This is a genomic window from Methanocalculus pumilus (assembly GCF_055382585.1).
On sequence record NZ_AP042393.1, the window covers coordinates 1,441,708 to 1,463,449 of the forward strand.

20 protein-coding genes are annotated in these 21,742 nt (G+C 50.5%); 12 read left to right on the plus strand and 8 right to left on the minus strand.

Annotation, left to right across the window (positions count from 1 at the left end; translation table 11 throughout):
• The first annotated feature begins 69 nt into the window (after nucleotides 1-69).
• The 8 genes from ACZ44I_RS07625 to istB all read left to right on the plus strand — a co-directional run bounded on the left by ACZ44I_RS07625 (nucleotide 70) and on the right by istB (nucleotide 7,888).
• Nucleotides 70-594 carry a mismatch-specific DNA-glycosylase gene (locus ACZ44I_RS07625; RefSeq protein ID WP_464551121.1) on the plus strand — a complete coding sequence of 175 codons (525 nt, stop codon included), beginning with the start codon at nucleotides 70-72 and terminating at the stop codon, nucleotides 592-594.
• Nucleotides 595-728: 134 nt separating this feature from the next.
• A complete protein-coding gene (locus tag ACZ44I_RS07630) occupies nucleotides 729-968 on the plus strand; it encodes a hypothetical protein (protein WP_464551119.1) in 240 nt (79 codons plus the stop codon).
• Entirely contained in the window at nucleotides 958-1,401 is a 444-nt protein-coding gene (locus ACZ44I_RS07635; protein ID WP_464551117.1) for a PIN domain-containing protein, read from the plus strand. The genes ACZ44I_RS07630 and ACZ44I_RS07635 overlap by 11 nt, the downstream gene beginning before the upstream one ends.
• A gap of 233 nt (nucleotides 1,402-1,634) precedes the next feature.
• On the plus strand, nucleotides 1,635-3,017 hold the full coding sequence (locus ACZ44I_RS07640) for an AMP-binding protein (protein WP_464576622.1): 1,383 nt from the start codon (nucleotides 1,635-1,637) through the stop codon (nucleotides 3,015-3,017).
• Nucleotides 2,933-3,280 (plus strand): AMP-binding enzyme, encoded by a 348-nt coding sequence (locus tag ACZ44I_RS07645; RefSeq protein ID WP_464551638.1) that lies wholly within the window; start codon nucleotides 2,933-2,935, stop codon nucleotides 3,278-3,280. The genes ACZ44I_RS07640 and ACZ44I_RS07645 overlap by 85 nt, the downstream gene beginning before the upstream one ends.
• Before the next feature lie 300 nt (nucleotides 3,281-3,580).
• Nucleotides 3,581-5,473, plus strand: a complete 1,893-nt coding sequence (locus tag ACZ44I_RS07650; protein WP_464551115.1) for a PAS domain S-box protein — start codon at nucleotides 3,581-3,583, stop codon at nucleotides 5,471-5,473.
• Nucleotides 5,474-5,696: 223 nt separating this feature from the next.
• Nucleotides 5,697-7,181, plus strand: a complete 1,485-nt coding sequence (gene istA, locus ACZ44I_RS07655; protein WP_464576460.1) for an IS21 family transposase — start codon at nucleotides 5,697-5,699, stop codon at nucleotides 7,179-7,181.
• Nucleotides 7,178-7,888, plus strand: coding sequence for an IS21-like element helper ATPase IstB (gene istB / locus ACZ44I_RS07660; RefSeq protein WP_464551378.1), 711 nt, complete (start codon nucleotides 7,178-7,180; stop codon nucleotides 7,886-7,888). Before istA ends, istB begins: the two co-directional genes overlap by 4 nt.
• 356 nt (nucleotides 7,889-8,244) lie before the next feature.
• On the opposite strand, the gene ACZ44I_RS07665 is transcribed toward istB, so the two are convergent.
• The 7 genes from ACZ44I_RS07665 to tsaA form a co-directional block, all read right to left on the minus strand.
• Entirely contained in the window at nucleotides 8,245-11,226 is a 2,982-nt protein-coding gene (locus ACZ44I_RS07665) for a tetratricopeptide repeat protein (protein WP_464551111.1), read from the minus strand.
• A 74-nt stretch (nucleotides 11,227-11,300) separates the two neighbouring features.
• Complete coding sequence (locus ACZ44I_RS07670; RefSeq protein ID WP_464551109.1) at nucleotides 11,301-12,215, minus strand: tetratricopeptide repeat protein; 915 nt, start codon at nucleotides 12,213-12,215, stop codon at nucleotides 11,301-11,303.
• 225 nt (nucleotides 12,216-12,440) lie between these two features.
• Nucleotides 12,441-13,553, minus strand: a complete 1,113-nt coding sequence (locus ACZ44I_RS07675) for a hypothetical protein (protein WP_464551107.1) — start codon at nucleotides 13,551-13,553, stop codon at nucleotides 12,441-12,443.
• Nucleotides 13,554-13,642: 89 nt separating this feature from the next.
• The gene (locus tag ACZ44I_RS07680; RefSeq protein WP_464551105.1) at nucleotides 13,643-13,819 is read right to left on the minus strand and encodes a hypothetical protein; all 177 of its coding nucleotides are present in this window, start codon (nucleotides 13,817-13,819) and stop codon (nucleotides 13,643-13,645) included.
• Between the two features lie 296 nt (nucleotides 13,820-14,115).
• Nucleotides 14,116-14,766 carry an NADPH-dependent F420 reductase gene (npdG, locus tag ACZ44I_RS07685; protein WP_464551103.1) on the minus strand — a complete coding sequence of 217 codons (651 nt, stop codon included), beginning with the start codon at nucleotides 14,764-14,766 and terminating at the stop codon, nucleotides 14,116-14,118.
• 119 nt (nucleotides 14,767-14,885) lie between these two features.
• Entirely contained in the window at nucleotides 14,886-15,749 is an 864-nt protein-coding gene (locus ACZ44I_RS07690; RefSeq protein ID WP_464551101.1) for an Mrp/NBP35 family ATP-binding protein, read from the minus strand.
• A 107-nt stretch (nucleotides 15,750-15,856) separates the two neighbouring features.
• Nucleotides 15,857-16,690 (minus strand): tRNA (N6-threonylcarbamoyladenosine(37)-N6)-methyltransferase TrmO, encoded by an 834-nt coding sequence (gene tsaA, locus ACZ44I_RS07695; RefSeq protein ID WP_464551099.1) that lies wholly within the window; start codon nucleotides 16,688-16,690, stop codon nucleotides 15,857-15,859.
• Between the two features lie 51 nt (nucleotides 16,691-16,741).
• On the opposite strand from tsaA, the gene ACZ44I_RS07700 reads away from it, so the two are divergent.
• Both ACZ44I_RS07700 and ACZ44I_RS07705 read left to right on the plus strand, forming a co-directional pair.
• Nucleotides 16,742-17,191: a YbhB/YbcL family Raf kinase inhibitor-like protein gene (locus ACZ44I_RS07700; protein ID WP_464551097.1), complete on the plus strand. Its 450-nt coding sequence runs from the start codon at nucleotides 16,742-16,744 to the stop codon at nucleotides 17,189-17,191.
• Between the two features lie 47 nt (nucleotides 17,192-17,238).
• Nucleotides 17,239-17,697, plus strand: a complete 459-nt coding sequence (locus ACZ44I_RS07705) for a YbhB/YbcL family Raf kinase inhibitor-like protein (protein ID WP_464551095.1) — start codon at nucleotides 17,239-17,241, stop codon at nucleotides 17,695-17,697.
• On the opposite strand, the gene ACZ44I_RS07710 is transcribed toward ACZ44I_RS07705, so the two are convergent.
• Nucleotides 17,698-19,473 (minus strand): SLC13 family permease, encoded by a 1,776-nt coding sequence (locus ACZ44I_RS07710; protein WP_464551093.1) that lies wholly within the window; start codon nucleotides 19,471-19,473, stop codon nucleotides 17,698-17,700.
• A gap of 354 nt (nucleotides 19,474-19,827) precedes the next feature.
• Here ACZ44I_RS07710 and groES point away from each other — a divergent pair, with 354 nt between their 5' ends.
• A complete protein-coding gene (gene groES / locus ACZ44I_RS07715; protein WP_464551091.1) occupies nucleotides 19,828-20,100 on the plus strand; it encodes a co-chaperone GroES in 273 nt (90 codons plus the stop codon).
• Nucleotides 20,101-20,110: 10 nt separating this feature from the next.
• Nucleotides 20,111-21,724, plus strand: a complete 1,614-nt coding sequence (groL, locus tag ACZ44I_RS07720; protein WP_464551089.1) for a chaperonin GroEL — start codon at nucleotides 20,111-20,113, stop codon at nucleotides 21,722-21,724.
• Nucleotides 21,725-21,742: the final 18 nt, after the last annotated feature.

Genomic DNA, 21,742 nt, shown 5'->3' on the forward strand with positions numbered 1-21,742 from the left:
AGGTGAGTTAACAGGTGGGTTTACGGGTGGGGTTATAGATAATCTTACGGGAAGAATCGGAGACAGGGCATGCACATTCTCGAAGATATCCTAGCCCATAACCTGCTCATCATCTTTTGCGGATCTGCCGCCAGCAGGAAGTCAGCAGAGAGGGGATGCTACTATTGCGGGCCTGGAAATAAATTCTGGCCGCAGTTCTCCCGGATAACCGGCAGAGAGAACGTAATGCCAGCTTCCATCGACGATTGCAGGATTGTGCTGGAATACGGCATCGGGCTTACCGATCTGAATAAGACAGAGTCGGGATCCGACAGATCCCTGACAAAATCAGAGTACGACACCGGGAGCTTCATGCAGAAAATGCTGGAATATAAACCCCGCTTCATCGTCTTCAATGGGAAGGAAGCCGCCAGAAACGCCTTAAAGAGAAGTGATATCGAATATGGCATACAATCTGAGATGATTGGGGAGAGCTCCGTATTCGTCGCTCCATCCACCTCCGGACTCTCGGCTAAAGACTGGAAGTACCACGGGGAAGCGTGCTGGGGCAGGATCGGGGAGATTTATTCGGAGATGCAGGCAAGGCAGGATTGAATAAATAATGAGTCCCGGAGCTGTGAGCAGGAACAGAGAGAAGTGGCAGATCAGGGAACGCCTCCACCACCCTCGTACATAAACATACTTAGATTGAGTAAACATTTAAATAAATACAGAATATACTTACACTCATGGGTACGATCACACTCAGCATCGACGATGAAACAGAGCGGCGCTTTCGGAACACAGCCAGGAAGGTTATCGGGGAGCGAAAAGGGTACCTGGGCGAAGCTGCAACCGATGCGATGAAACTCTGGATTCACGAGAAGACGCAGGAAGCCATTGCACAGGATGCATTGGATCTTATCAGGAAGACATACCATTTTGGAGAGAAGAAATATCGCTACAGGAAGGATCTCTATGACCGGTGAAGCACCACCGCTCATCGATACCAACATACTGGTCTATCTCTTTGATGAAGACGCGGCAAATAAACGGGATATCTCTCATCAGCTCATCGCAGGCTGTTTCAAATCAGAGAGAAGGTATTCTCTGTCTTACCAAAACCTTGCAGAATTCTCAGTTGTTGTCACCGAGAAGGTCGCAGATCCAATGCCTTCTGAAAATATCCAGCGATTCATTCATACGATTACCTCATACCAGGGATGGAATCTCGTTCACTACACAGGCACGACAATCATCCATGCCCATAAGATTAAAGAACAGCATAAGCTCCATTTCTGGGATGCCCTGCTGGCTGCAACAATGCTGGAAAACCATATTCATACGATATATACAGAAGATGCACATTTCAGGAAGGTTCCCGGAATCAAGGCAGTAAATCCATATGAGACTCAGCAGTGAGAGATCGAATCAATATGGTGAGCTGATATCTTCTTCACATTGCAAGACAAATCCCCTCTCCCAACCAGCATCACGCTCCCCACCCCTCCCCCACCACCGCCGGAGATCCACACTTTTATAACTGATTTTAGGGGGGCGAGCTGAACACCTGTTACAACTGCCTCGACCGCCATATCGAAGAGGGGAGGGGAGACAGAATAGCCCTCATCTATGACAGCCCGGTCACACAAACGATCCGAAAATACACCTACACCGAGCTGCGGGACCTCGTTGCCCGCTCTGCCGGGGGCCTCCGGAAGCTTGGCGTGCAGAAAGGGGATCGGATCGTCATCTATATGCCGATGATTCCAGAGGCGGTCATCGCAATGCTCGCCTCTGCCCGGATCGGTGCCATCCACTCAGTCGTCTTCGGCGGGTTCGCCTCCCGCGAGCTGGCAAAACGGATCGAGGATGCAGAGCCAAAGATCATCATCACCGCATCATGCGGGATCGAAGTGGACCGGATCATCCCCTACAAGCCGCTCCTTGACGGAGCACTCGCCCTCTGCACCCACAGACCCTCGGCATGCATCTATGTCCAGCGGAAAGAGCACCTCATTGATCTAAAGGAAGATCAGGATATCGCCTGGGATCAGCTGAACGATGCAGAACCTGCCGCCTGCATCCCGGTGAAAGCAACCGATCCCCTGTACCTCCTCTATACCTCGGGCACCACCGGCAAGCCAAAAGGGGTGGTTCGGGACAACGGCGGCCACCTGGTGGCACTCTCCTGGAGCATGGAGCAGATCTATGGAATGAAACCCGGAGAGGTCTACTGGGCCGCCTCCGATATCGGCTGGGTCGTCGGCCATTCCTATATCGTGTACGGACCGCTTCTGCATGGGTGCACGACGATCCTCTATGAAGGAAAGTCTGTCGGCACCCCGGATCCGGGAGCATTCTGGCGGGTGATCACCGAGCATGGCGTATCTGTCCTCTTCTGTGCCCCAACCGCATTCCGGGCGATCAGGAAAGAAGATCCCGATGGTTCATACATAAGAAGATATGATCTCTCATCCCTGAGAACGCTCTTTTTAGCTGGCGAGCGGTGCGATCCTGACACCCTGCTCTGGGCAGAAGAGAAGCTCAATGTGCCGGTGATCGATCACTGGTGGCAGACAGAAACCGGCTGGGCGATCGGAGCCAACTGCGCCGGGCTTGAGCTGCTTCCGGTGAAACCCGGATCATGCACAAAACCGGTTCCCGGCTACAGGATAGAGGTGCTAGACACCGAAGGGAGAAGCGTTCCTGCCGGAGTAACAGGGAATGTCGTCGTCAGGCTCCCGCTTCCACCAGGCTGTTTCACCACGCTCTGGAAAAATGATACAGATTTCGCCACCACCTACTTCTCGGCATATCCGGGTTATTACCTGACATCCGATGCCGGCTTCATCGATGAGGATGGGTATCTCTGGATCATGGGGCGGACTGACGATATCATCAATGTGGCGGGGCACCGGCTCTCGACCGGCGCGATGGAAGAGGTGCTTGCATCCCATCTGATGTTGCTGAATGTGCCGTCTCCGGCGTCCACGATCCAGTCAAAGGGGAGGTACCGCTTGGCTTTGTTCTCCTGAAGGCCGGGGTGGAGCGTGATGAGATGGCCATCAAATCTGAGCTCATTGCACTTGTGCGGCAGAAGATCGGGCCAATTGCATCATTTAAAGAGGTTGCAGTCGTAAAACGCCTCCCAAAGACACGGTCAGGAAAGATCCTGCGCGGCACGATCAAGAAGATTGCAGACGGCACCCCCTATACGGTTCCGGCAACAATTGATGATCCCGCAATCCTTGACGAGATCAAAGAAAAACTCATGTATATGGGATATCCAAAACACTAAGCCAATGAGAAAGCAGGGACCCCTCTTTCTTTCTCAATACGCCTCCATGAAGGAGTGGGCGCCTGAGAAGCACACATTTATATAACACATAAGAATCAGTATTATAAATATAACCACCCATCTTTATATAAGTAATAAAAAAAGTAGAGAAGCATATAACGAAATCAAGAGCCATACTATCGATATTTCGGAAAAATGCCATACAAACATTCATAAACAGATGAGCTCAACACTTTTCTATAAGGGATACCCGAACATTTTTTCTCTGTTTCCAATTGGCATCCCATCAGGGGTCTGACCATGACTTCACATACACTCCTCTACATTGATGATGAGCCCGATCTGCTCAGAATAGGGCGGCTCTTCCTCGAGAAGAACCCGAAGTTAGCCGTCTCCACCTGCGAGAGTGCACTGGATGCAATACAGATCCTCTCCACCCAGCCATTTGATGCGATCATCTCAGATTACCAGATGCCCGGAATGAACGGTATCCAGTTCCTCAAACATCTCCGGCAGAACGGCAATGAAACACCCTTCATCATCTTCACCGGAAAAAGCCGTGAAGATGTGGTGATCGAGGCATTCAACAATGGTGCTGACTTCTATATGCAGAAGGGAGGAGATCCGAGATCGCAGTTTGCCGAGCTCCAGAATAAGATACAATACGCAATCGAACGAAAGAAAACTGAAAAGGCCCTCAAGGAGAGCGAAGAGCGGTACAGAAATGTCGTCGAGGCTCAGACCGAGTTTATCTGCAGGTTCAAACCAGATGGAACGCATCTCTTTGTGAACGAGGCATACAGCACCTTCTTTGGGATGCAGGATGAGGAGATCATCGGCACCCGGTTCAAGCCACGAATTCACCCGGATGATCGAAAAAGTGTTACCCGGCTCTTTTCCTCCCTGACACCGGAGAACCCATCCGCTTTCAGCGAACAACGGGTCATTATGCCGGATGGGCGGATCGTCTGGCAGCGGTGGAACACGCGGGCGATCTATGATGAGAAAGGGATTCTCAAGGAGTACCAGTCCGTTGGCAGGGACATAACAGACGTGATGGATCGGGAGCTGGAGCTTCAGCAGAAGAATATGGAGCTCCAGGCATCATATGAACAGCTCGCAGCAACCGAGGAGGAGATTCGCCAGCAGCTTGATGAGATCGTAACCACACAGACTGCACTCAGGGAGAGCGAGGAGCGGTACCAGGCAGTCATCGAGAACCAGTCCGAGTTCATCTGCCGGTTCAAGCCGGATGGGACCCATATCCTCGTCAATGATGCCTATGCACGATACTTCGGTACAACAAAGGATCAACTGCTTGGAGAAAACTTCTCACCAGATATCCACCCTGAAGATTCAGAGAAGGTCAACACGTTCTTTGCATCACTCACACGTGAGCACCCCATCGGAACCATCGAGCACCGGATCATCATGCCCGATGGGGAAATCAGGTGGCAGCAGTGGAATGATCGGGCAATATTTGACGAATATGGACATATCAGGGAGTATCAGTCTGTTGGTCGTGACATTACCGAGAAGAAACAGATAGAGGAGACACTCCGCCTGACAAACAATAAACTCCACCTTCTCTCAAGCATCACCCGCCACGACATCCTAAACAATATCATGATCGCGCAGGGATACCTCGATCTCATACGTGAAATCGATGCAGGCTCCACCATCTCAAAATATCTTGAAAATGTAATTGATGCAGTATCTGCAATTGAGGGGCAGATCATCTTCACCCGCGAATATGAACAGCTTGGCGTCAGCGAGCCGGTATGGACACCCATCGGGAGCACGATCGAGAAGAGTTGCGAACAGGGGATTCATATCAGCTATGAAGGACCAAAAACCAGGATTCTGGCAGATCCGATGATCCAGAAGGTCTTTTCAAACTTAATCGATAACACCCTCCGCCATGGAGAAGGAGCTGATCAGATACGGATCCGGTGCAGGGAGACCGGGTCAGGACTGACGATCACCTATGAGGACAACGGCCCCGGCATCCCGCATGAAGAAAAGAAAAGGATATTTGACCGGGGTTTTGGAAAGAATACCGGGTACGGTCTCTTCCTTGTGCAGGAGATATTAACCCTCACCAGGATCTCCATCACCGAGAATGGTGAGCCCGGAAAAGGGGCAAGGTTCGAGATTCTTGTTCCAAAAGAAGGTTACTATATTGAAGAATAACCCAGAATCAGACACCCTTTTCCGGTTGTTCTCTATTTTTAATCTCAGGTGCGCATAGGTTCATTTCTGAGAGCATAGCGGAGACGTACCCCCCCGGTGTTTTCGCCGATTCCTTTTGATCCCCCCTTTATATAGGTGCGCCGATCCAAATTGATCCCCCTTTTTGCCAAAAACCGCCACTTCCCTTTAAATAGGGTATGAGGTGGCACAAAGGGTGAAAGAAATGGTAGAAATCAAAGAGATCCTCGACTGTTATGAGAAATATGGGAGTATCAAAAAGACCGCACAACGCCTTGATGTGTCCATCAATACCGTGAGACGCTATCTTCGCCAGATGAAACAGATGGAGAATGGAGAACTCCCTGACTTTCTCACAGCCAATCCTGTGGTAATCCAACCTTCCCGCGTCCTCACCGATGAGGTAAAAAAGAAAATCCATGGATACCTCGAATCGAGTGAGTGTAATCGTGGGAAACAACGTATCACTGCAAAACGCATCCATCAGCTCCTCACAACGCGAGATGGTTACTCGATCGGCTATACTACCGTCAAAGATGAGGTCCGTCGCTGGAAAAGAGAACACTCGTTCCGTGAGACATTCATTGAACAGGAACCTCCCGTAGGATGGCGTGGCGAATTCGACTTTGCAGACGTTGTGCTGTGTATTGGGCGTGAAGAGTGCACATTCTCCTGTGGAGGAATGGTCTTACCCTTCTCTCTGTATCGATTTGGCCGTTTATTCCGGCATTCAGGACATCTGGAAGTAGTCCAGACCCATATCGACTTTTTCAATGAAATTGGAGCCGTTCCAGAGACCATCTTCTATGATCGGCTCGGTGTCGTCTATAATTCCCGGTTGAAACGGCTGAATGACAATTTCCTTCGTTTTGCAGTACATTATGGGTTTACACCTCATGTATGCAATGCTGCCTCACCTCAGGAAAAAGGCACAGATGAAGAGACTGTTGGCTATATCCGGAGATATGCGTTCGGTGAACGTGACTCATTTGACACGTTCCAGGAGGCGTGCCAGTGGTTCTCCACCTGTATTGATGAGATCAACCATCTTCCGGCATACCGCCGTGACCTGACACCGGCTGAGGGGCTGGAGGTTGAACGTACACACATGAAACCCCTTCCTTCACTTGAATATACAAACTGTCACACCAGAAGAGCCACCCTGAACAAATATTCCATGGTTCGATACGAGAACACCTTCTATTCCGTTCCGACAACCTATCGTGGCAGGACAATCACCATGCAGGCGTATGTTGACACCGTCCGCCTGATCGATGGTGAACAGGTCATTGCCACTCATCCCCGCCGTTCAAACAGCCCGGAGCCGGTCTCGGATATCCGTCATTACATCAAGACGTTCCACCGAAAACCAAGAGCGCTTGCCAATTCAAAAGTATTCAACCAATGTGATCCACGACTCAAGCATCTCTTCACCCATCAGTGTCGAGGTGATCCAAAAGAGTTCCTCCCCATCCTTGATCTGGTCAATGACACTTCAGAAGAGGCGTTCTGTGGAGTTCTGGATCTGCTGAGTGAAGAGAATATGCCCATCACCTATGATACACTCAGATTCTTCCTCTTCCAGAATCCAGTTCAGATGATTGAACCTTTTGATTTTCAGGATGCCTTCTCTGTACCCAAACCAGATCTGGATACCTATGACGACCTCCTCAGGAGGCGGAGAGAATGAATCTCGATTTCCTCTGCAAAGAGCTCCGTATTGGTGGCGTTCATTCGTATATCCTGGAGAATTATCCTGACAGACCTGATATTGAGGAGATATTTATCTCGGCACTCGAGGCTGAACAGGAGAAACGAAAGGTGAATCGCCAGATGCGTGCTCTGAGGCAGGCAGGATTTCCAACGATGAAGAGATTTGAGGATCTGGTTGGAGAGCACCTTCCCGAGGATGGGAAACATGCGGTGCCTGGATTGAGGAATCTTGGTTTCATCCCCGAGAGAAGGAACGTGATCCTCATTGGAAATGCCGGGACTGGCAAGACGCATATGGCGATCAGTACAGGTGTTCTGGCCTGTGAAGCCGGGTATCGTGTGCTCTTTCGGACCGCTGCAGGACTGATCAACGAGATGATCGAGGCACGGCATGAGAACCGGTTGACACTCTATCTCCGCCAGTTCAAGAAGATTGATCTGCTGATTCTGGATGAACTTGGGTATGTGAGTTTTGATCTTGCTGCTGCAGAACTGTTGTTTCAGCTGCTTGCAACTCGATATGAAACGATGTCAACGATCATCACCTCGAATCTCAGTTTTTCCGAGTGGGTGAAAGTGTTTCATGATCCGGCACTGACCGGTGCGATTCTGGATCGGATCACCCAGAACGCGATTATCCTGAACATGAACGGGAAGAGTTACCGAAGAGAGAAGAAAGCATAATCATTAAATATGATTATCCAAGAGTGAGTATTTAAAGGGGGGATCAGTTCGGATCGGCGTTAGGGGATCAATTTGGATCGGCCAATACACCCCGGAACCAACTTCCTTTGAATCTATCAGATCGAGGGTACATGCATCCACAGATGAAAAGAGCCTCTTACCATTACCTGCGGCGAAAACACAGGCTCACTTTGGAGTGGATGATAACCCTGGGTGGCATCTCTGTAGGATAAGCATTTCAGATGAGATAAGGATGACGAAGAATTCTGGACGGGGAATGATGTGAATAGAGAGGGAAAGGTGGGATCAATAACCTGCACACTCCGGATCCGGAGAATGCCATGATCGAGATCCCTTCAGGGCTCGGGAAGAACCTCTATCCAGAACTCAAATATCCTCGTGTATTCGTGTCCTTCCTCATCCCGGTAATCAGCCTTGAGATCCAGAGGCACCATCCCTACCGAGAGGGGTTTGATGCCAATATCAATGGTAACCTGATCTGCGGGAGGGACCGTGACCGGGATCAGCCGTCTGGTGGCGAAATCCTCAGAGAACGATATCAGCAGATTGATGAGTGGATCGCCGCCGTCGTTCTGGATCGTCAGGGGAACACGGTACCATTGGTTCCTGATAAACCGGGAGTGATCAAGTGTTACAGAGAAGCTGGCAGCAGGCGGGAGGGAGCGTTCTCTCTCAGGAGAGGATACAGGCCCCGGCTCAACCCCGGATCTCAAAGATGTCTCTTCCACCATAAGAGCTTTCTGCTCTACCGGAATCATCCGGGCTGCCTCATCCCGATGGGAAACAATATCAGGATTATCCGGATCCAGCAAAAGAGCCCGTTCAAATGAGAGAACCGCCTCAGGATAGTTACCAGTTCCCATGAGAGAGAGGCCACGTATAACCCATATTCTCGCATCAGATGGATCAAGAGCAATAGCATGATCATATGAAAGAACGGCCTCAGCATGCTTGTTGAGTCGTGCGTTGGCAAGGCCATGAACCTGCCAGGAGTAGCTGTCTTCATGATCGATTCCAAGAGCCCTGTTCAGTGATTCAACAGCAGCAGCATAATGGCCCAGATTGAACTCTGCAATACCCCGTCCCACCCAGGGAGCAGCATTCTCCGGGTTGAGGAGGATCGATTTATTATATGATTCAGCAGCCTCTTCATGGCGGCCGAGTTCATTGAGGAGAAAACCACGGTTATTCAGGGCGAGGGGATTCTCCGGGTCAAGTGCAAGCATTTGATCATAAGATTCCAAGGCATGATCATAACGGCCCAGCTGCCTGAGGGCAACACCGCGGTTATACCAGATGGCAGCATCCTGCTGGTTGATTGAGAGGGCACGATCAAATGAGGCGACTGCGTCAGCATGGCGGCCGAGTTTCCTGAGTGCAACACCGCGGTTGTGCCAGGTATCAGCATCATCTGGATCGAGTGCGAGTGCCCGGTCATATGACTCGATTGCATCTTCATAACGGCCAAGATTACGGAGCGCAACACCGCGATTATACCAGGTTCCGGGATCGTCAGGTACAAGTGAGAGTGAATGATCATAGGATGCAACCGCTTCTTCATACCGGCCAAGGTTACGGAGAGCAACACCACGGTTGTACCAGACAGAAGGAGCCTCAGGATCAAGTGAGAGCACCTGATCATAATAGACAACTGCCTCATCAAATCTGCCGCCGGTCGCACACTCGGTTCCTTTCCTTTCGTAATCGACGATCTTCTTCTGGATTAACGCCATCAGGATGCGCCGGTTCCTTTCTGCCTCGGCATAGTCTGGATTGATAGCAACGGCTCTTTCAAACGACACGACGGCATCACGATACCGGTTGAGGTTATAGAGGACGAGTCCACGATTATACCAGAGATCAGCATCATCCGGACTGCGGAGAACTGCCCGATCATAATATTTCAGGATCTCGGCAAAGCTGCTATCAGTTTCAAGCCCAACCATTTCTTCTTCTGGCGAAAGCTCTTCATCCATCTCCTCAGAATCACCGGAAGGAGCGAACGTATCTGGCCCATACACCATATCATCTCCATACACACCTTCGACACCGTCTGGATCAGATACATCATCATCGGCATCAGGGAGAACGGAAGCATCAGGCAAAGCAGAAGGGGACATTTCGCCAGTTTCTTCATCCCCTACAATATCTGAGAGAAGAACAGAGATCTCAGGAGGGAGTGAGGTAGAATCCGGAGAGAGCAGATCATCTTCCCAATCAACCTCGCCAAAATCATCCAAAACATTATCAGGATCCTCTGATCCAGAAACTATATCCGCATTATCCGAACCGGAATCTGCTGGAACATCAACATCCGATGCCTCAAAAGCACCCTCAATTGCTTCGAGATCACCCATGATATCAGGAAGAGCAGCTAACGGATCAGGATCAGCATCATCAACCATCTCACCAATCCCGTCTGGTTCAGGCAGATCATCCGCCAATTCAAGATCTCCAAACTCCTCAGAAACAGTCTCGGGAGTCTCTGATCCTAAAAGACGACCCGCATCATCGGAGCCGGAATCTGTTGGAAGATCACTATTCCGTTCCGCCATGGCAGCCTCAATTGTTTCGGGATCGGCCGTGATATCCGGAAGAGGAGCAAGAGAATCTGGATCTGCATCATCAATTTCTTCTCCCATCTCCAGAGCATTCTCTCTATCTTCATCCCGCTCAGGGGGCATAGATCCTGGTGTTTTCCCACCATCATCTGATTGGGAGACTGCGGCATAGCCATCAATGTACCCTTGGAACTGGGGGGACTTGTACCACTCTTTTCCGGTCTTATACCCGATTGCAAGTGCTTTATCAAAGCAATGAGCAGACTCCTCAGTCTCTCCCATTTCAGAAAGCAGCACTCCGCGATTATACCAGGCAGATGCATCACCCGGATTGATCGCAAGTGCACGATCATATGATTCAACTGCATCGGCAGGACGACCAAGCTCTGCCAGAGTACGAGCCTTGTTCATCCAGGAACTTCCATGAACGGGGTCAAGCAGCAGTGCACGATTATATGATTCCAGGGCCTCTTTGTGGCGGCCGAGCCGGGTAAGAGCCACACCCCGGTTATTCCAGGTATCGGGCAAACCGGGATCGAGCTTCAGTGCATGATCATAGGAAACGACGGCTTCATCATACTGTTCAAGGTTTTCAAGCGCAAGACCCCGGCCAACCCAGAGATACGCATCTCCCGGATCTTCCCTGAGTGCCTGCTCATATGCCAGAAGCGCCTCTTCAAAACTCCCTTCGCTTGCATGTTTCTTAGCGGATTTCGCCCAGTCAACCTTCTCACGCTCCTCTATCGGAGAATTCATATCAGCCTTCATCTCCATTGGAAGCATAGCGGGATCTGTTACGGGGAATTCATCAGGTACTTGTAATTCATCGGTTATGGGCATTTGATCAGGTACTGGTATTTGATCAGATACACTGGCATCTGGTGATACAATCCCATCATCCGGATCATCGATCTGCTCTTCATAATCTCCTGAAGCATCTCCTCAGTATCTGATCCGGGATCAGGGAGAGTCAATCCTGATTCAGCTTCCGGGGAACTCCCATCATCAGGAGGAGAGATCGCTTCATTCGATATCCCGGTTGCACTCCTCTGCATCTCCTCAATCAGGCGTGGGAGATTTCTCTGGGCACCGGGATGATTGGGAGCAATCTCCAGTGCCCTCTGGTATGATTTCACAGCTTCCTGTGGACGAAAAAGCCGTTCAAGTGCAACACCACAGTTGTACCAGCCAACAGCATTGCTTGGGTCTATTGCAAGAGCGTGGTTATAGGATTCGATGGATCGGACATACTGGCCAAGATCATCAAGGGCAACACCATGCCTGAACCAGATGTCAGGATTATTCTGATCGATTTTGAGGATCTGCTCATATGCTTCAATAGCATCTTCAAGACGGCCAAGTTCATGGAGAGCAAGCCCACGATAGTATAGTGTATCGATATCACGGGGATCATAATCGATTGCCTTCTCATATGACTCGATAGCGTCTGAAGGACGGCCAAGTTCATGGAGGGTACGGCCACGATTCTTCCATGCATCGGGTCTTCTGGGATCAATCTCAATGGCTTTCTCAAATGAGGTGAGTGCATCAGAGTATCTGTCAAGATAAAAGAGGGCTGAACCGCGGCCAACCCATGCATCATATCTCCCGGGATCCTGGGATAATGCCTTTTCAAAGGAGTCGACTGCATGAGCAAATTGTCCACTCTCATGGAACCGGGTACCTTCTTCAATGAAGGAAAGAACAGAAGCATTTTTTTTATTGAGAAGATCAAACAACCCCATATTGAACCCCACCCTCTGAGAATCCAATCCCGGATACATCCGGAGAGATGATCAGCCACAACCAGGCGCATCATCTGGGATCGGAATATGATTCTCTGGTACTTCTCTCACAATCCACTATAATATATTACCTTTCAACCCGGAGTTCCAACAGATGCGATCACATACGATACAGATGAGTGGCTTGTCTGAGGGTGAGGGATGCAAATATGAGTGCTCATCATTTCACATTCCGGCTCTCATCTCGGCAATAATTCCCTCCTTAAGCATCTCGCGATACAGCCCATAGCGGTCATACATCCTGTTGATGATTGTTGTATGAATGGCAACATACCGCTCAGCCGAATGAACAAGGCGATTATACTCCTCAATGCGCATATTATACCGATCAATGAGGCTATTGAAGATTGGAACCTGCCGGTTGTACTCCTGGTACCTCCCCTGCCGGATGAGGGTATCCATCTCCCTGCGAAGCGCCCCGATATCATCATTCATCTCACGGATGAGAACAGATTCGCGCTCCATCTCAGCATTCAATCGATCTATCTCATCCCGGCAGTACGTAAGGAGATCAGACAACACGATCGTCTGATCGCATCGCCCATACCGAATTGTTCCATCCCCGATGGGAATAATGATCGGATCAGACTCAAGAACAATATCCCCGGCAAGCATCTCAGGAACAATACCAACAAAATTGGGGCGGGTTGTTTCAATGAATACATACCCATCCCCGATATCCCGGCAGCCATCTCCCTTCACCCCGACTGCCATATGCGCCTCTTCTGAATAGAGGAGCAGAGCAACAGAATACTCCTCTCGTGAGAGAATACCGGCAAGAAGAAGACTTTTATCATCACAATCACCGGTGCCGTCGCCGTATGTCTCAATCGGGAACTTCGGCTCAATAAGGACGGTATCGTCATCATAGGGGAGAGACTGGACAAAGACACAGCAGAGCTCAAGGTAGCGGTCATCATCCAGTTGAAGAGCGGATCGCACACGCCGCAGTTCTGCGATCAGATCAGAGAAGAATTCCTCCTGGTAGGGATCATCGATGAACGCCTGATAATAATGGGGAAGCCAGTCACGATCGGTGAGATCAGTATAAAGGTAAATCTGCTTATCAGCATCCCGCGCCCCGTAATAGACACCAGAATCAAGAGGAAGACTGATTGTTATCTCGCTCTCTTCAAAGGTGAATGTGTGATCAATGACCAGAACCGGAGATTCAGCCTGAGCAGGTGATATCGAGGGGAGCACCATATCGGGCTGAACGCAGCCGCCAGAGAGACAGATACATATCAGCAGAAGAGCGGGTATGAACCGGTGGATCATCACGTTCGTCTATTTAACTTTGTTCCAGATATGAATTCCGGAACAGACAGTCCTGTCAGGATACGTGGATGAGGGTGAATAGAAATAATTCAGCTGAGGAGAATTGCCTCAGCTGCATCGCTGTATGCTTCCATCACATACGGGATGCCGGTCACTTTTGCGGACTCTTCGGAGAGGGCCATCAGATCGTTTCGTGAGATAGATTTAGGCTGAAGTTCCGGCTCCCTGCCATGATCTGCTGCATGCCGAGCCGGACTCCTCGACATAGGACCTGAATGTTGTTTTGATATTGGTCATGGAATACACCTCTTGACTTCCCCCTCAACGCGATGTCTATGAGGAGGAGTTTGGTCATGGGTGGGCAAAAAGGAATGAGCGTATACAGACCTTGATATCCCATCCATATTCTGTTGTGGTATCGACTGACGAGAAGAGGGCAATATCGGAGTGAAAAAGAATCTGGAAAATGATCAGGTACACAAGTCCGGAATATCAGGATACACGAAGCCTGAAGCTCGCTCTATCACATCGGGAGAGGTACTGGGTTGAGGAGAAAATAGATTTATTTGAAGTAAACCCCGACATCACGCATTTTGTTTGAGATTGCAATATTCAGGAGGAGGGGAGTGATGCTCTCAACAATCGATGAGACGGCAAGGGGTCCGGCATCAAGGGGGGAGAGTTTTGGGAGATCCCGGATGAGATCCATGACGACATGCTTTGCATCCTGATCATCACTACAGACAGCCACCGAATAGTCAAGGACCGCATCAAGATCCTTCCATTTGTGAGCGGCGATATTATTAAACGCGACAACAAGCCGGGCACTCTCGGGGAGTCGGTTTTTAATATAGACGGCAGCCGATCCTTCCTCTGGCGGATCATAATAGAAATGGCCTGAGCGGGCGATCGGATTCACCGGAGAGATGACGATCTTATTCTCAAATCCATTCAGCCCGGCGAGAGTGGAATCCACATGGGCAAACGGGAGGGCAAGGACAATAACATCCCCTGCATCCACAGCCTCCTGGTTCGAGACACCCCGACATTTTGATTGAATGCCACGCCCTTTAAGTGTTTCAATGGTGCAGTCGCTGGCTGTACATGCCTTCGACTCATCCCTTGATCCAAGTATCACTTCATGGATATGAGAGAGTCGGAGTGCCATCCCCTCACCGATATCCCCGGTTCCGCCAACAATTCCAATCTTCATAGAATTACCTTCATTTCAGTCTCAAACCACAGAAGAGTGCGATTCGAACGCTAGTGATAGAATCGACAGAAATGGTATTAAATATTGTTGTTTATCTTTTCAAAAGAGAAAGAGCAGGATCAATCCTCGATGATCCCGATCAGATTCTCCATAATGGTATCGACAGCCTGCCAGGTGGGGTTATCGGCACGGCGGATGATGAATGGCTTGCCCTCATCTCCAGCTTTCCGCATATCGATGTCAAGGGGGATGCTCCCGAGGAAGGGAACGCCAAACTCTTCGGCGGCCTTCTTCCCGCCATCCTTCCCAAAGAGATCAATTGCTTCATGGCAGTGCGGGCAGACCATGCCGCTCATATTCTCGATAATGCCCAGGTTTTTAATCCCGATCTGTTCAACGAACTTCAGCGCCTTGCTCGAGTCGAGCACCGAGACATCCTGCGGGGTGGTGACGATGATCGCACCGGCAATATTTGGTGCAAGCTGAACGATCGAAAGCGCCTCATCGCCTGTTCCCGGGGGCAGATCAACAACAAGGAAATCAAGGGGACCCCAGTTCACATCCGAGAGGAACTGCTGGATCGCTGCCATCTTCATCGGACCACGCCAGATAACCGGTGTGGAGCGCTCAGGAAGGAGGAATGCCATTGAGATGACGGCAAGCGTTCCGGTCACATTCACCGGCTGGATCTTCTCTCCCATGATCTGGAGCTTATGTTCCTCAAGCCCGAGCATCTTCGGGATGCTTGGCCCATGGATATCAAGATCCATCAGACCGGTTTTGAACCCATGGTTTGAGAGAGCATAGGCCAGGTTCACCGAGACGGTGCTCTTCCCGACACCGCCTTTACCCGAAAGAACCAGGACAACATGCTTGACATCTATATCCGCCTTTTTTGGGAGATTGGAATCGCATCCTTCAGTCTTTGATGAACAGCCTTCGCACTGGCCATCACATCCCTGTGGTTGTTGTTTATCTGTCATGATATGCCTCAATACACAATACAAAGGAAAGTTGTGAAAGGAAGATTATAGGTGTATAGATCGGTGCATCCAGAGAAGGATAGGAATCAATACCAGATATCTCTCTTTTACTGCGAATCAAGATCCGGTTCATATGGTTTGATATCAAGAATTGGAGTCCTATCAAGGGCATCCAGACCCCGGACACGCAGGATTCTGCCATTGATCTCAAGGAGATCTACAAGCGTGAGGCCGATCGGATTTGGGCGGTTCGGAGACCGGGTTGCAAAGACACCGCGCGCACCACCCCTCCCGGGACGCTCAACCCGGAGCTGATCGCGGCGGCTTTTGTCAAACCAGCAGAAGATGAAGAGCTTGTCATAATCCAGAAGCCCGGCAAGACCTCCTTCGTATTCAGGATAGATCTCAATTCTGCTCTCGACAGGATCAAGCCTCCCCTGACGTGGAGCATCTGACTGCACTTTGTACGGAGAAGAGACGATACCTATCGGCTTCACGTACGCTTCCAGCCGTGATCCAACAGGAGAGGAGGGTATCTTCCCATCAAGCGCCTCATTTGCAAGTGCATCTGCCTTCTGAATAGTAGGATCTTCCCGTGGAAGAGAGGTGAACGTGACACGATCAAACATACTCTTCGCTTCAGTTGCCTGCTTATAGAGGGGGAGAAGCCTCGCAGATCTGACAGCATATGAGCCCTTCATCTGTTTCACCATCAGTTCACTGTCAGAGTGGACAGCCACCTCATGCAGATCAAGAGCAGCAGCAGCCTTGAGGCCTGCGATCAGTGCCCGGTATTCAGCTTCATTATTTGTGGCAATACCAATCGTCTCCCCATGTTCCTGTAGAATCCGACCATCCTCGATGAGGATGTAAGCAATCGCCGCCTGCCCCGGATTTCCGCGGGATGCCCCGTCAGTATAGAGTGATGCCTTCCGTGCCATAATAACCCCAATCAACACTTTTTTATTCTTCCTGGTACTATCACCGGCAATATGGAAAAACTCATGGTAACCCTTGGATTTATAGAATTTCCCCCGACCCATACCGGTGATGGAGGAAACATCTCACCCCCGATACGGTTGGCCAATCTGAAATCACCGTATCTGGCAGTCTTTGCCCTGAATCCTTTTGAACCCGGATGCTCATTCTGTTCGTGGGTGGCATGGGACATCCCTGCTATCCACCAGATACCATCCGGCTTCCCAAACGAGCTGACAATCACCGCCCCCACCCAGGCAAAACAGGGGAGAAACGATTACGGGGAGATTGGATACCGGGGACCTGCTCCACCCGCAGGAGAGACACAGCGGATCCTCTTCAAGGTCTATGGCCTCGATGCTCTCCTTGACTGTCCGCCAGGTTCAGACAAGCATGAGGTGATTTGCGCTATGAAAGGGCATGTCCTCCAGTACGGTCAGACCGAGGCACTCGTTCAGCGATGACAAAACCTTATTAGGCATGATATCCACTCATCAAATAGTGACAATCCATGGAGAAACTGATAATAACCTTACCAACACGTGAATTTCCCGCAGACTATACCTGTGACGGGGCAGACCGCTCACCTCCCCTGACCATCGCCGGCCTCAACGATCAGGTCAAATCCCTTGCCATTATCATGGAAGATTCAAGTTCAGAAGGCGGCGGTAGCTTCGCCCACTGGATCATCTGGAATATTGAACCCGTCAAAATACTCCCAGAATCACTCGCGAAAGAGCCGAAGATCTCATTTCCGGTCTCAGCAGTACAGGGAGTAAATGACTTTGGAAAGATCGGCTACTCAGGCCCATGCCCACAATCCGGATCGCCCCACCGGTACATCTTCAAGATCTATGCACTTGACAGTGAGATCGACCTTCCCGCCGGGGCGACACGAAAAGAGCTTGCCGCTGCACTTGCAGGCCATGTCATCCAGTTTGGGAATGCTGAGGCTATCTACTCGCGTTGATCAATACATTGGCCAGAAGAAGATCAGGAGTGGGATTGAGACGGCCACAACAATCAGCTCAAGCACAATCCCCATCCTCCAGTAATCCGTGAACCGGTATCCACCCGGACCCATGACCAGGGTATTGGACTGATGGCCGATCGGAGTAAGGAATGCACAGGATGCTCCGATTGCAACCGCCATCAGGAAGGGATCGATTGAGGCACCCATATCAAGAGCAATACCAATAGCAATCGGGGCCATCAGGACAGCTGATGCGGCATTGTTCACGAGATCCGAGAGGAACATCGTGATGACAAGGAGGATTACGAGCGTTAAAACCGGCGGAAATGTAGAGCCTGCCGAGACTATACTTCCGGCAATGAGTGCCGCCCCACCGCTTATTTCAAGTGCCTGGCCAACAGGTATCATTGCACCAAGAAGGATGATGATCGGCCATTCAACACTCTCGTACGTCTCGCGAAGAGATATGATAGAGGTGAGGATCATCAGGACAACTGCAGCGGAAAAAGCGATCTGAACAGGCATAAGCCCAAGTGCAGATAGTAAAAGGGCAGATCCGAAGATCAGCAGGGCAAGCAGGACCTTCTTCGGACCACCGATCCGAAGGCCTCGTTCTGCAAGGGGAAGGCAGCCGATTTTTGGAAGGGCTGCCTGCAATGCATCTTTTTTCCCCTGGAGGAGGAGTATATCGCCGGGCTGGAACCGGACCTGTTTCAGCCGATCCTTGATCCGTCCGCCTTCCCGTGCAACTGCAAGGAGATTGAGCCCGTGTATCCAGCGGAGATTTGCCGAGTATGCAGTCTGGTCGAGGATCGGAGAATCCGGCTTGACGATCGCCTCAAGAATGCCCACACTCTCCGATCCGATCACCTCCTCGGTCACATCGTCTTTTTCAGTGAGTTCGAGCCGGGTTGCATCAAGGAGAGTCTGGAGATCATCGGAATGTGCCTTGATGATGAGGATATCACTCTCAAGTATCCTCTCATAGACCGAGGGAGCGACAATCTTCCGGCCATTTCGTATGATCCCGACCACTATCACATCCGCTTCTGTGGCGGTCCCGATATCAATGATCATCTTTCCCGCGAACCTCGACTTTTCAGGAACCCTGACCTCTGTTAAGTAATCCTTCACGGAAAAGAGATCTTCCTGCGATGCCGGGCTCTCCCTGATGGGGATCAGCCTATAGCCGATGAGTGAGATGAAGAGGATGCCACAGATCGCAACCCCCAGCCCGACATATGCGAAATCAAAGATGAGGAATGGATCGCCTCCATTCTGGATCCGGTAGGTGGCGATGATGATGTTTGGGGGTGTGCCGATGAGGGTGACCATGCCACCAAGGAGTGAGCCGAACGCTATCGGCATCAGGAGATATGAAGGAGATCTCCCGCTCTTCCTTGCAGTCCTGATGGCAACCGGCATCATCAGGGCCAGTGCCCCGATATTATTCATGAAGCCGGAGAGAAGGGCAACGATACCTGTGAGTGAGAAGATCTGCCGCACCTTCCCATCACCCACCCGCGACACATAGCGGGCAAGAATATCGATTAACCCTGAGTTCTGAAGCGCCTTGCTCAGGATCAGAACAGCAGCAACGGTGATCACCGCGGGATGGCCAAATCCAAGGAATGCATCAAGAGGGTCGATGATCCCTGCAATGGTGACAATGAGGAGTGAAATCAATGCAACGATGTCATAGCGGATCTTTCCGGTTGCAAAGAGCACGAGTGCCAGAAGCAGCGTTCCAAAGACAATTGCCATATCGAGCATCAGGGATATGCCTCGTGTAATATTACCAGATGACGATTAAGGAGATATACCTTACCGGGATGCAGGGAGAGACCGGAGATTATTCGGCATGAGAACCACCAGGATTCCCGGCAACACCGGCCGTCGATCCTTCACGTGTTGCATAGTCAACGAGTATTCGCCCGTTCATGCGGACACACTCTCCCTCTGAACTGATGAAACTTCCGAATTACGTTGCGCTCACCACAATCAAAACACGGTCAGAATAGAGCGTATTACAGAAGAGTCTGGAGTTAAAGAGAAAAGATTATATAGAACTGCTACTCACCTTATGTTAAGGCAGAAAGCCGAAATTATCAGGAGAGTTGATACACAATGGCAATAGTTCCAATTGGTGAGCGTGTTCTCATCAGGCCGATAAAACCTGAGGAGAAGACAAAGAGCGGGATCTATATCCCTGACAGCGCCCAGGAGAAGCGGAAAGAGGGCGATGTTGTCGCTTGCGGGACATATAAAGATGGGAAAGAACTTCCCGTACAAGCCGGGGATAGGATCCTGTATGGCGGATACAGTTCAGAGAAGATCACCGTCGAAGATGAAGAACTCGTCATGATCGAATTCAAGGACGTCATTGCAAAAGTGGAATAAGGTGATACAGATGACTTCAACAAAACAGATCATGTTCAATGAGGAGGCACGAAAATCCCTCCTCTCAGGTGTTAATAAAGTGGCAGATACGGTCAAGGTGACGCTCGGACCAAAAGGGCGGTATGTCGTCATCGACAAGAGCCAAAACCCAATCATCACCAATGACGGAGTGACAATTGCAAAAGAGATCTCACTTCACGACAAATTCGAAAATATGGGTGCGAAGCTGATCAAGGAGGTCGCATCACGGACACAGGATAAAACCGGTGACGGGACAACGACCGCCTGTCTGCTGGCACAGGCGATCCTGACAGAAGGAATCAAGATCATCTCAACGGGTGCAAACCCGATAGAAATAAAAAAAGGCATCGAAGCAGCCGTCAATGCCGCTGTTGAATATATCGAGTCAACAAGCATTCCGGTCCGCGACCAGGAGAAGATCCTTCAGGTTGCAACCATCTCGGCAAACAACGATGAAGAGATTGGATCCCTCATTGCAGAGGCAATGGAGAAGGTCGGATATAATGGCCTGATCAGTGTCGAGGATGCAAAAAGCCTTGAAACAGGACTTGAGGTTGTCAAGGGGATGCAGTTTGACAACGGATTCATATCACCCTACATGGTCACCGACCAGGAGAAGATGGTCTGCGAGTATGAAAACCCCTACATTCTGATCACCGACAAGACGATCAGCACCATCAAGCAGATCGTTCCGATCCTCGAACTTGTCTCATCTGAGGGGAAACCGCTTTTAATCATTGCAGAGAATGTTGACGGAGAGGCTCAGGCAGCACTGATTCTGAATATCATCCGCGGATCACTGAAGGTCTGTGCCGTGAAGGCACCCGGCTTTGGTGATGAGAGGCTCGCAAATCTTGAGGATATCGCTGCACTCACCGGTGCATCTGTCATATCCGAAGAGCGGGGACTGAAACTTGAGGATGTCAACCGCTCACAGCTTGGCACCTGCCATACCATACGGGTTGATGATGAGAAGACCCTGCTCGTCGGCGGAGCAGGCAATCGTGCGATGGTCGAAGAACGGATGAAACTGATCGATTCACAGATTAAGATCAGCGATTCGGAGTTCAAGACAAATGAACTGAAGCGGCGGCTCGCCAGCCTCGGTGGGGGGGTTGCTGTCATCAAGGTGGGTGCAGCCACCGAGACCGAACTGAAAGAGAAGAAGATGCGGATCGACGATGCACTGAATGCTACAAAGGCAGCAGTCGAGGAAGGGGTTGTCGTCGGTGGTGGCATCACCCTGTTCCGTGCAATAGACAACCTCGGCGATCTCTCCTTCAATGATGGCAGGGATGCCGGAGTCGGGATCATCCGTCGTGCCCTCGAAGAGCCGGTACGCCAGATCGCAAAGAATTCAGGGATCGAGGGAGCCGAGATCGTCGCCCGGCTGAAGGGTGAAAAGAACCCATCAATCGGGTACAATGCCAAGAAGGGAGAGTATGAGAATCTGGTCGAGAACGGTGTCATCGATCCTGCCAAGGTGGTCAGGATCGGGCTTCAGAATGCAGGATCAATTGCCGGAATGATCCTCTCAACAGAAGCAATCATCACCGACTATGATGATGAGAAGGATCAGAAGACCCAGACCATCATCATCTAACCTTTTTTTAAAAAAATT

Coding starts and splice junctions, on each gene's coding strand:
- ACZ44I_RS07625 (WP_464551121.1), top strand. CDS start 70: ATGCACATTCTCGAAGATATCCTAGCCCATAACCTGCTCATCATCTTT.
- ACZ44I_RS07630 (WP_464551119.1), top strand. CDS start 729: ATGGGTACGATCACACTCAGCATCGACGATGAAACAGAGCGGCGCTTT.
- ACZ44I_RS07635 (WP_464551117.1), top strand. CDS start 958: ATGACCGGTGAAGCACCACCGCTCATCGATACCAACATACTGGTCTAT.
- ACZ44I_RS07650 (WP_464551115.1), top strand. CDS start 3,581: ATGACTTCACATACACTCCTCTACATTGATGATGAGCCCGATCTGCTC.
- istA (WP_464576460.1), top strand. CDS start 5,697: ATGGTAGAAATCAAAGAGATCCTCGACTGTTATGAGAAATATGGGAGT.
- istB (WP_464551378.1), top strand. CDS start 7,178: ATGAATCTCGATTTCCTCTGCAAAGAGCTCCGTATTGGTGGCGTTCAT.
- ACZ44I_RS07665 (WP_464551111.1), bottom strand. CDS start 11,226: ATGAATTCTCCGATAGAGGAGCGTGAGAAGGTTGACTGGGCGAAATCC.
- ACZ44I_RS07670 (WP_464551109.1), bottom strand. CDS start 12,215: ATGGGGTTGTTTGATCTTCTCAATAAAAAAAATGCTTCTGTTCTTTCC.
- ACZ44I_RS07675 (WP_464551107.1), bottom strand. CDS start 13,553: ATGATCCACCGGTTCATACCCGCTCTTCTGCTGATATGTATCTGTCTC.
- ACZ44I_RS07680 (WP_464551105.1), bottom strand. CDS start 13,819: ATGTCGAGGAGTCCGGCTCGGCATGCAGCAGATCATGGCAGGGAGCCG.
- npdG (WP_464551103.1), bottom strand. CDS start 14,766: ATGAAGATTGGAATTGTTGGCGGAACCGGGGATATCGGTGAGGGGATG.
- ACZ44I_RS07690 (WP_464551101.1), bottom strand. CDS start 15,749: ATGACAGATAAACAACAACCACAGGGATGTGATGGCCAGTGCGAAGGC.
- tsaA (WP_464551099.1), bottom strand. CDS start 16,690: ATGGCACGGAAGGCATCACTCTATACTGACGGGGCATCCCGCGGAAAT.
- ACZ44I_RS07700 (WP_464551097.1), top strand. CDS start 16,742: ATGGAAAAACTCATGGTAACCCTTGGATTTATAGAATTTCCCCCGACC.
- ACZ44I_RS07705 (WP_464551095.1), top strand. CDS start 17,239: ATGGAGAAACTGATAATAACCTTACCAACACGTGAATTTCCCGCAGAC.
- ACZ44I_RS07710 (WP_464551093.1), bottom strand. CDS start 19,473: ATGCTCGATATGGCAATTGTCTTTGGAACGCTGCTTCTGGCACTCGTG.
- groES (WP_464551091.1), top strand. CDS start 19,828: ATGGCAATAGTTCCAATTGGTGAGCGTGTTCTCATCAGGCCGATAAAA.
- groL (WP_464551089.1), top strand. CDS start 20,111: ATGACTTCAACAAAACAGATCATGTTCAATGAGGAGGCACGAAAATCC.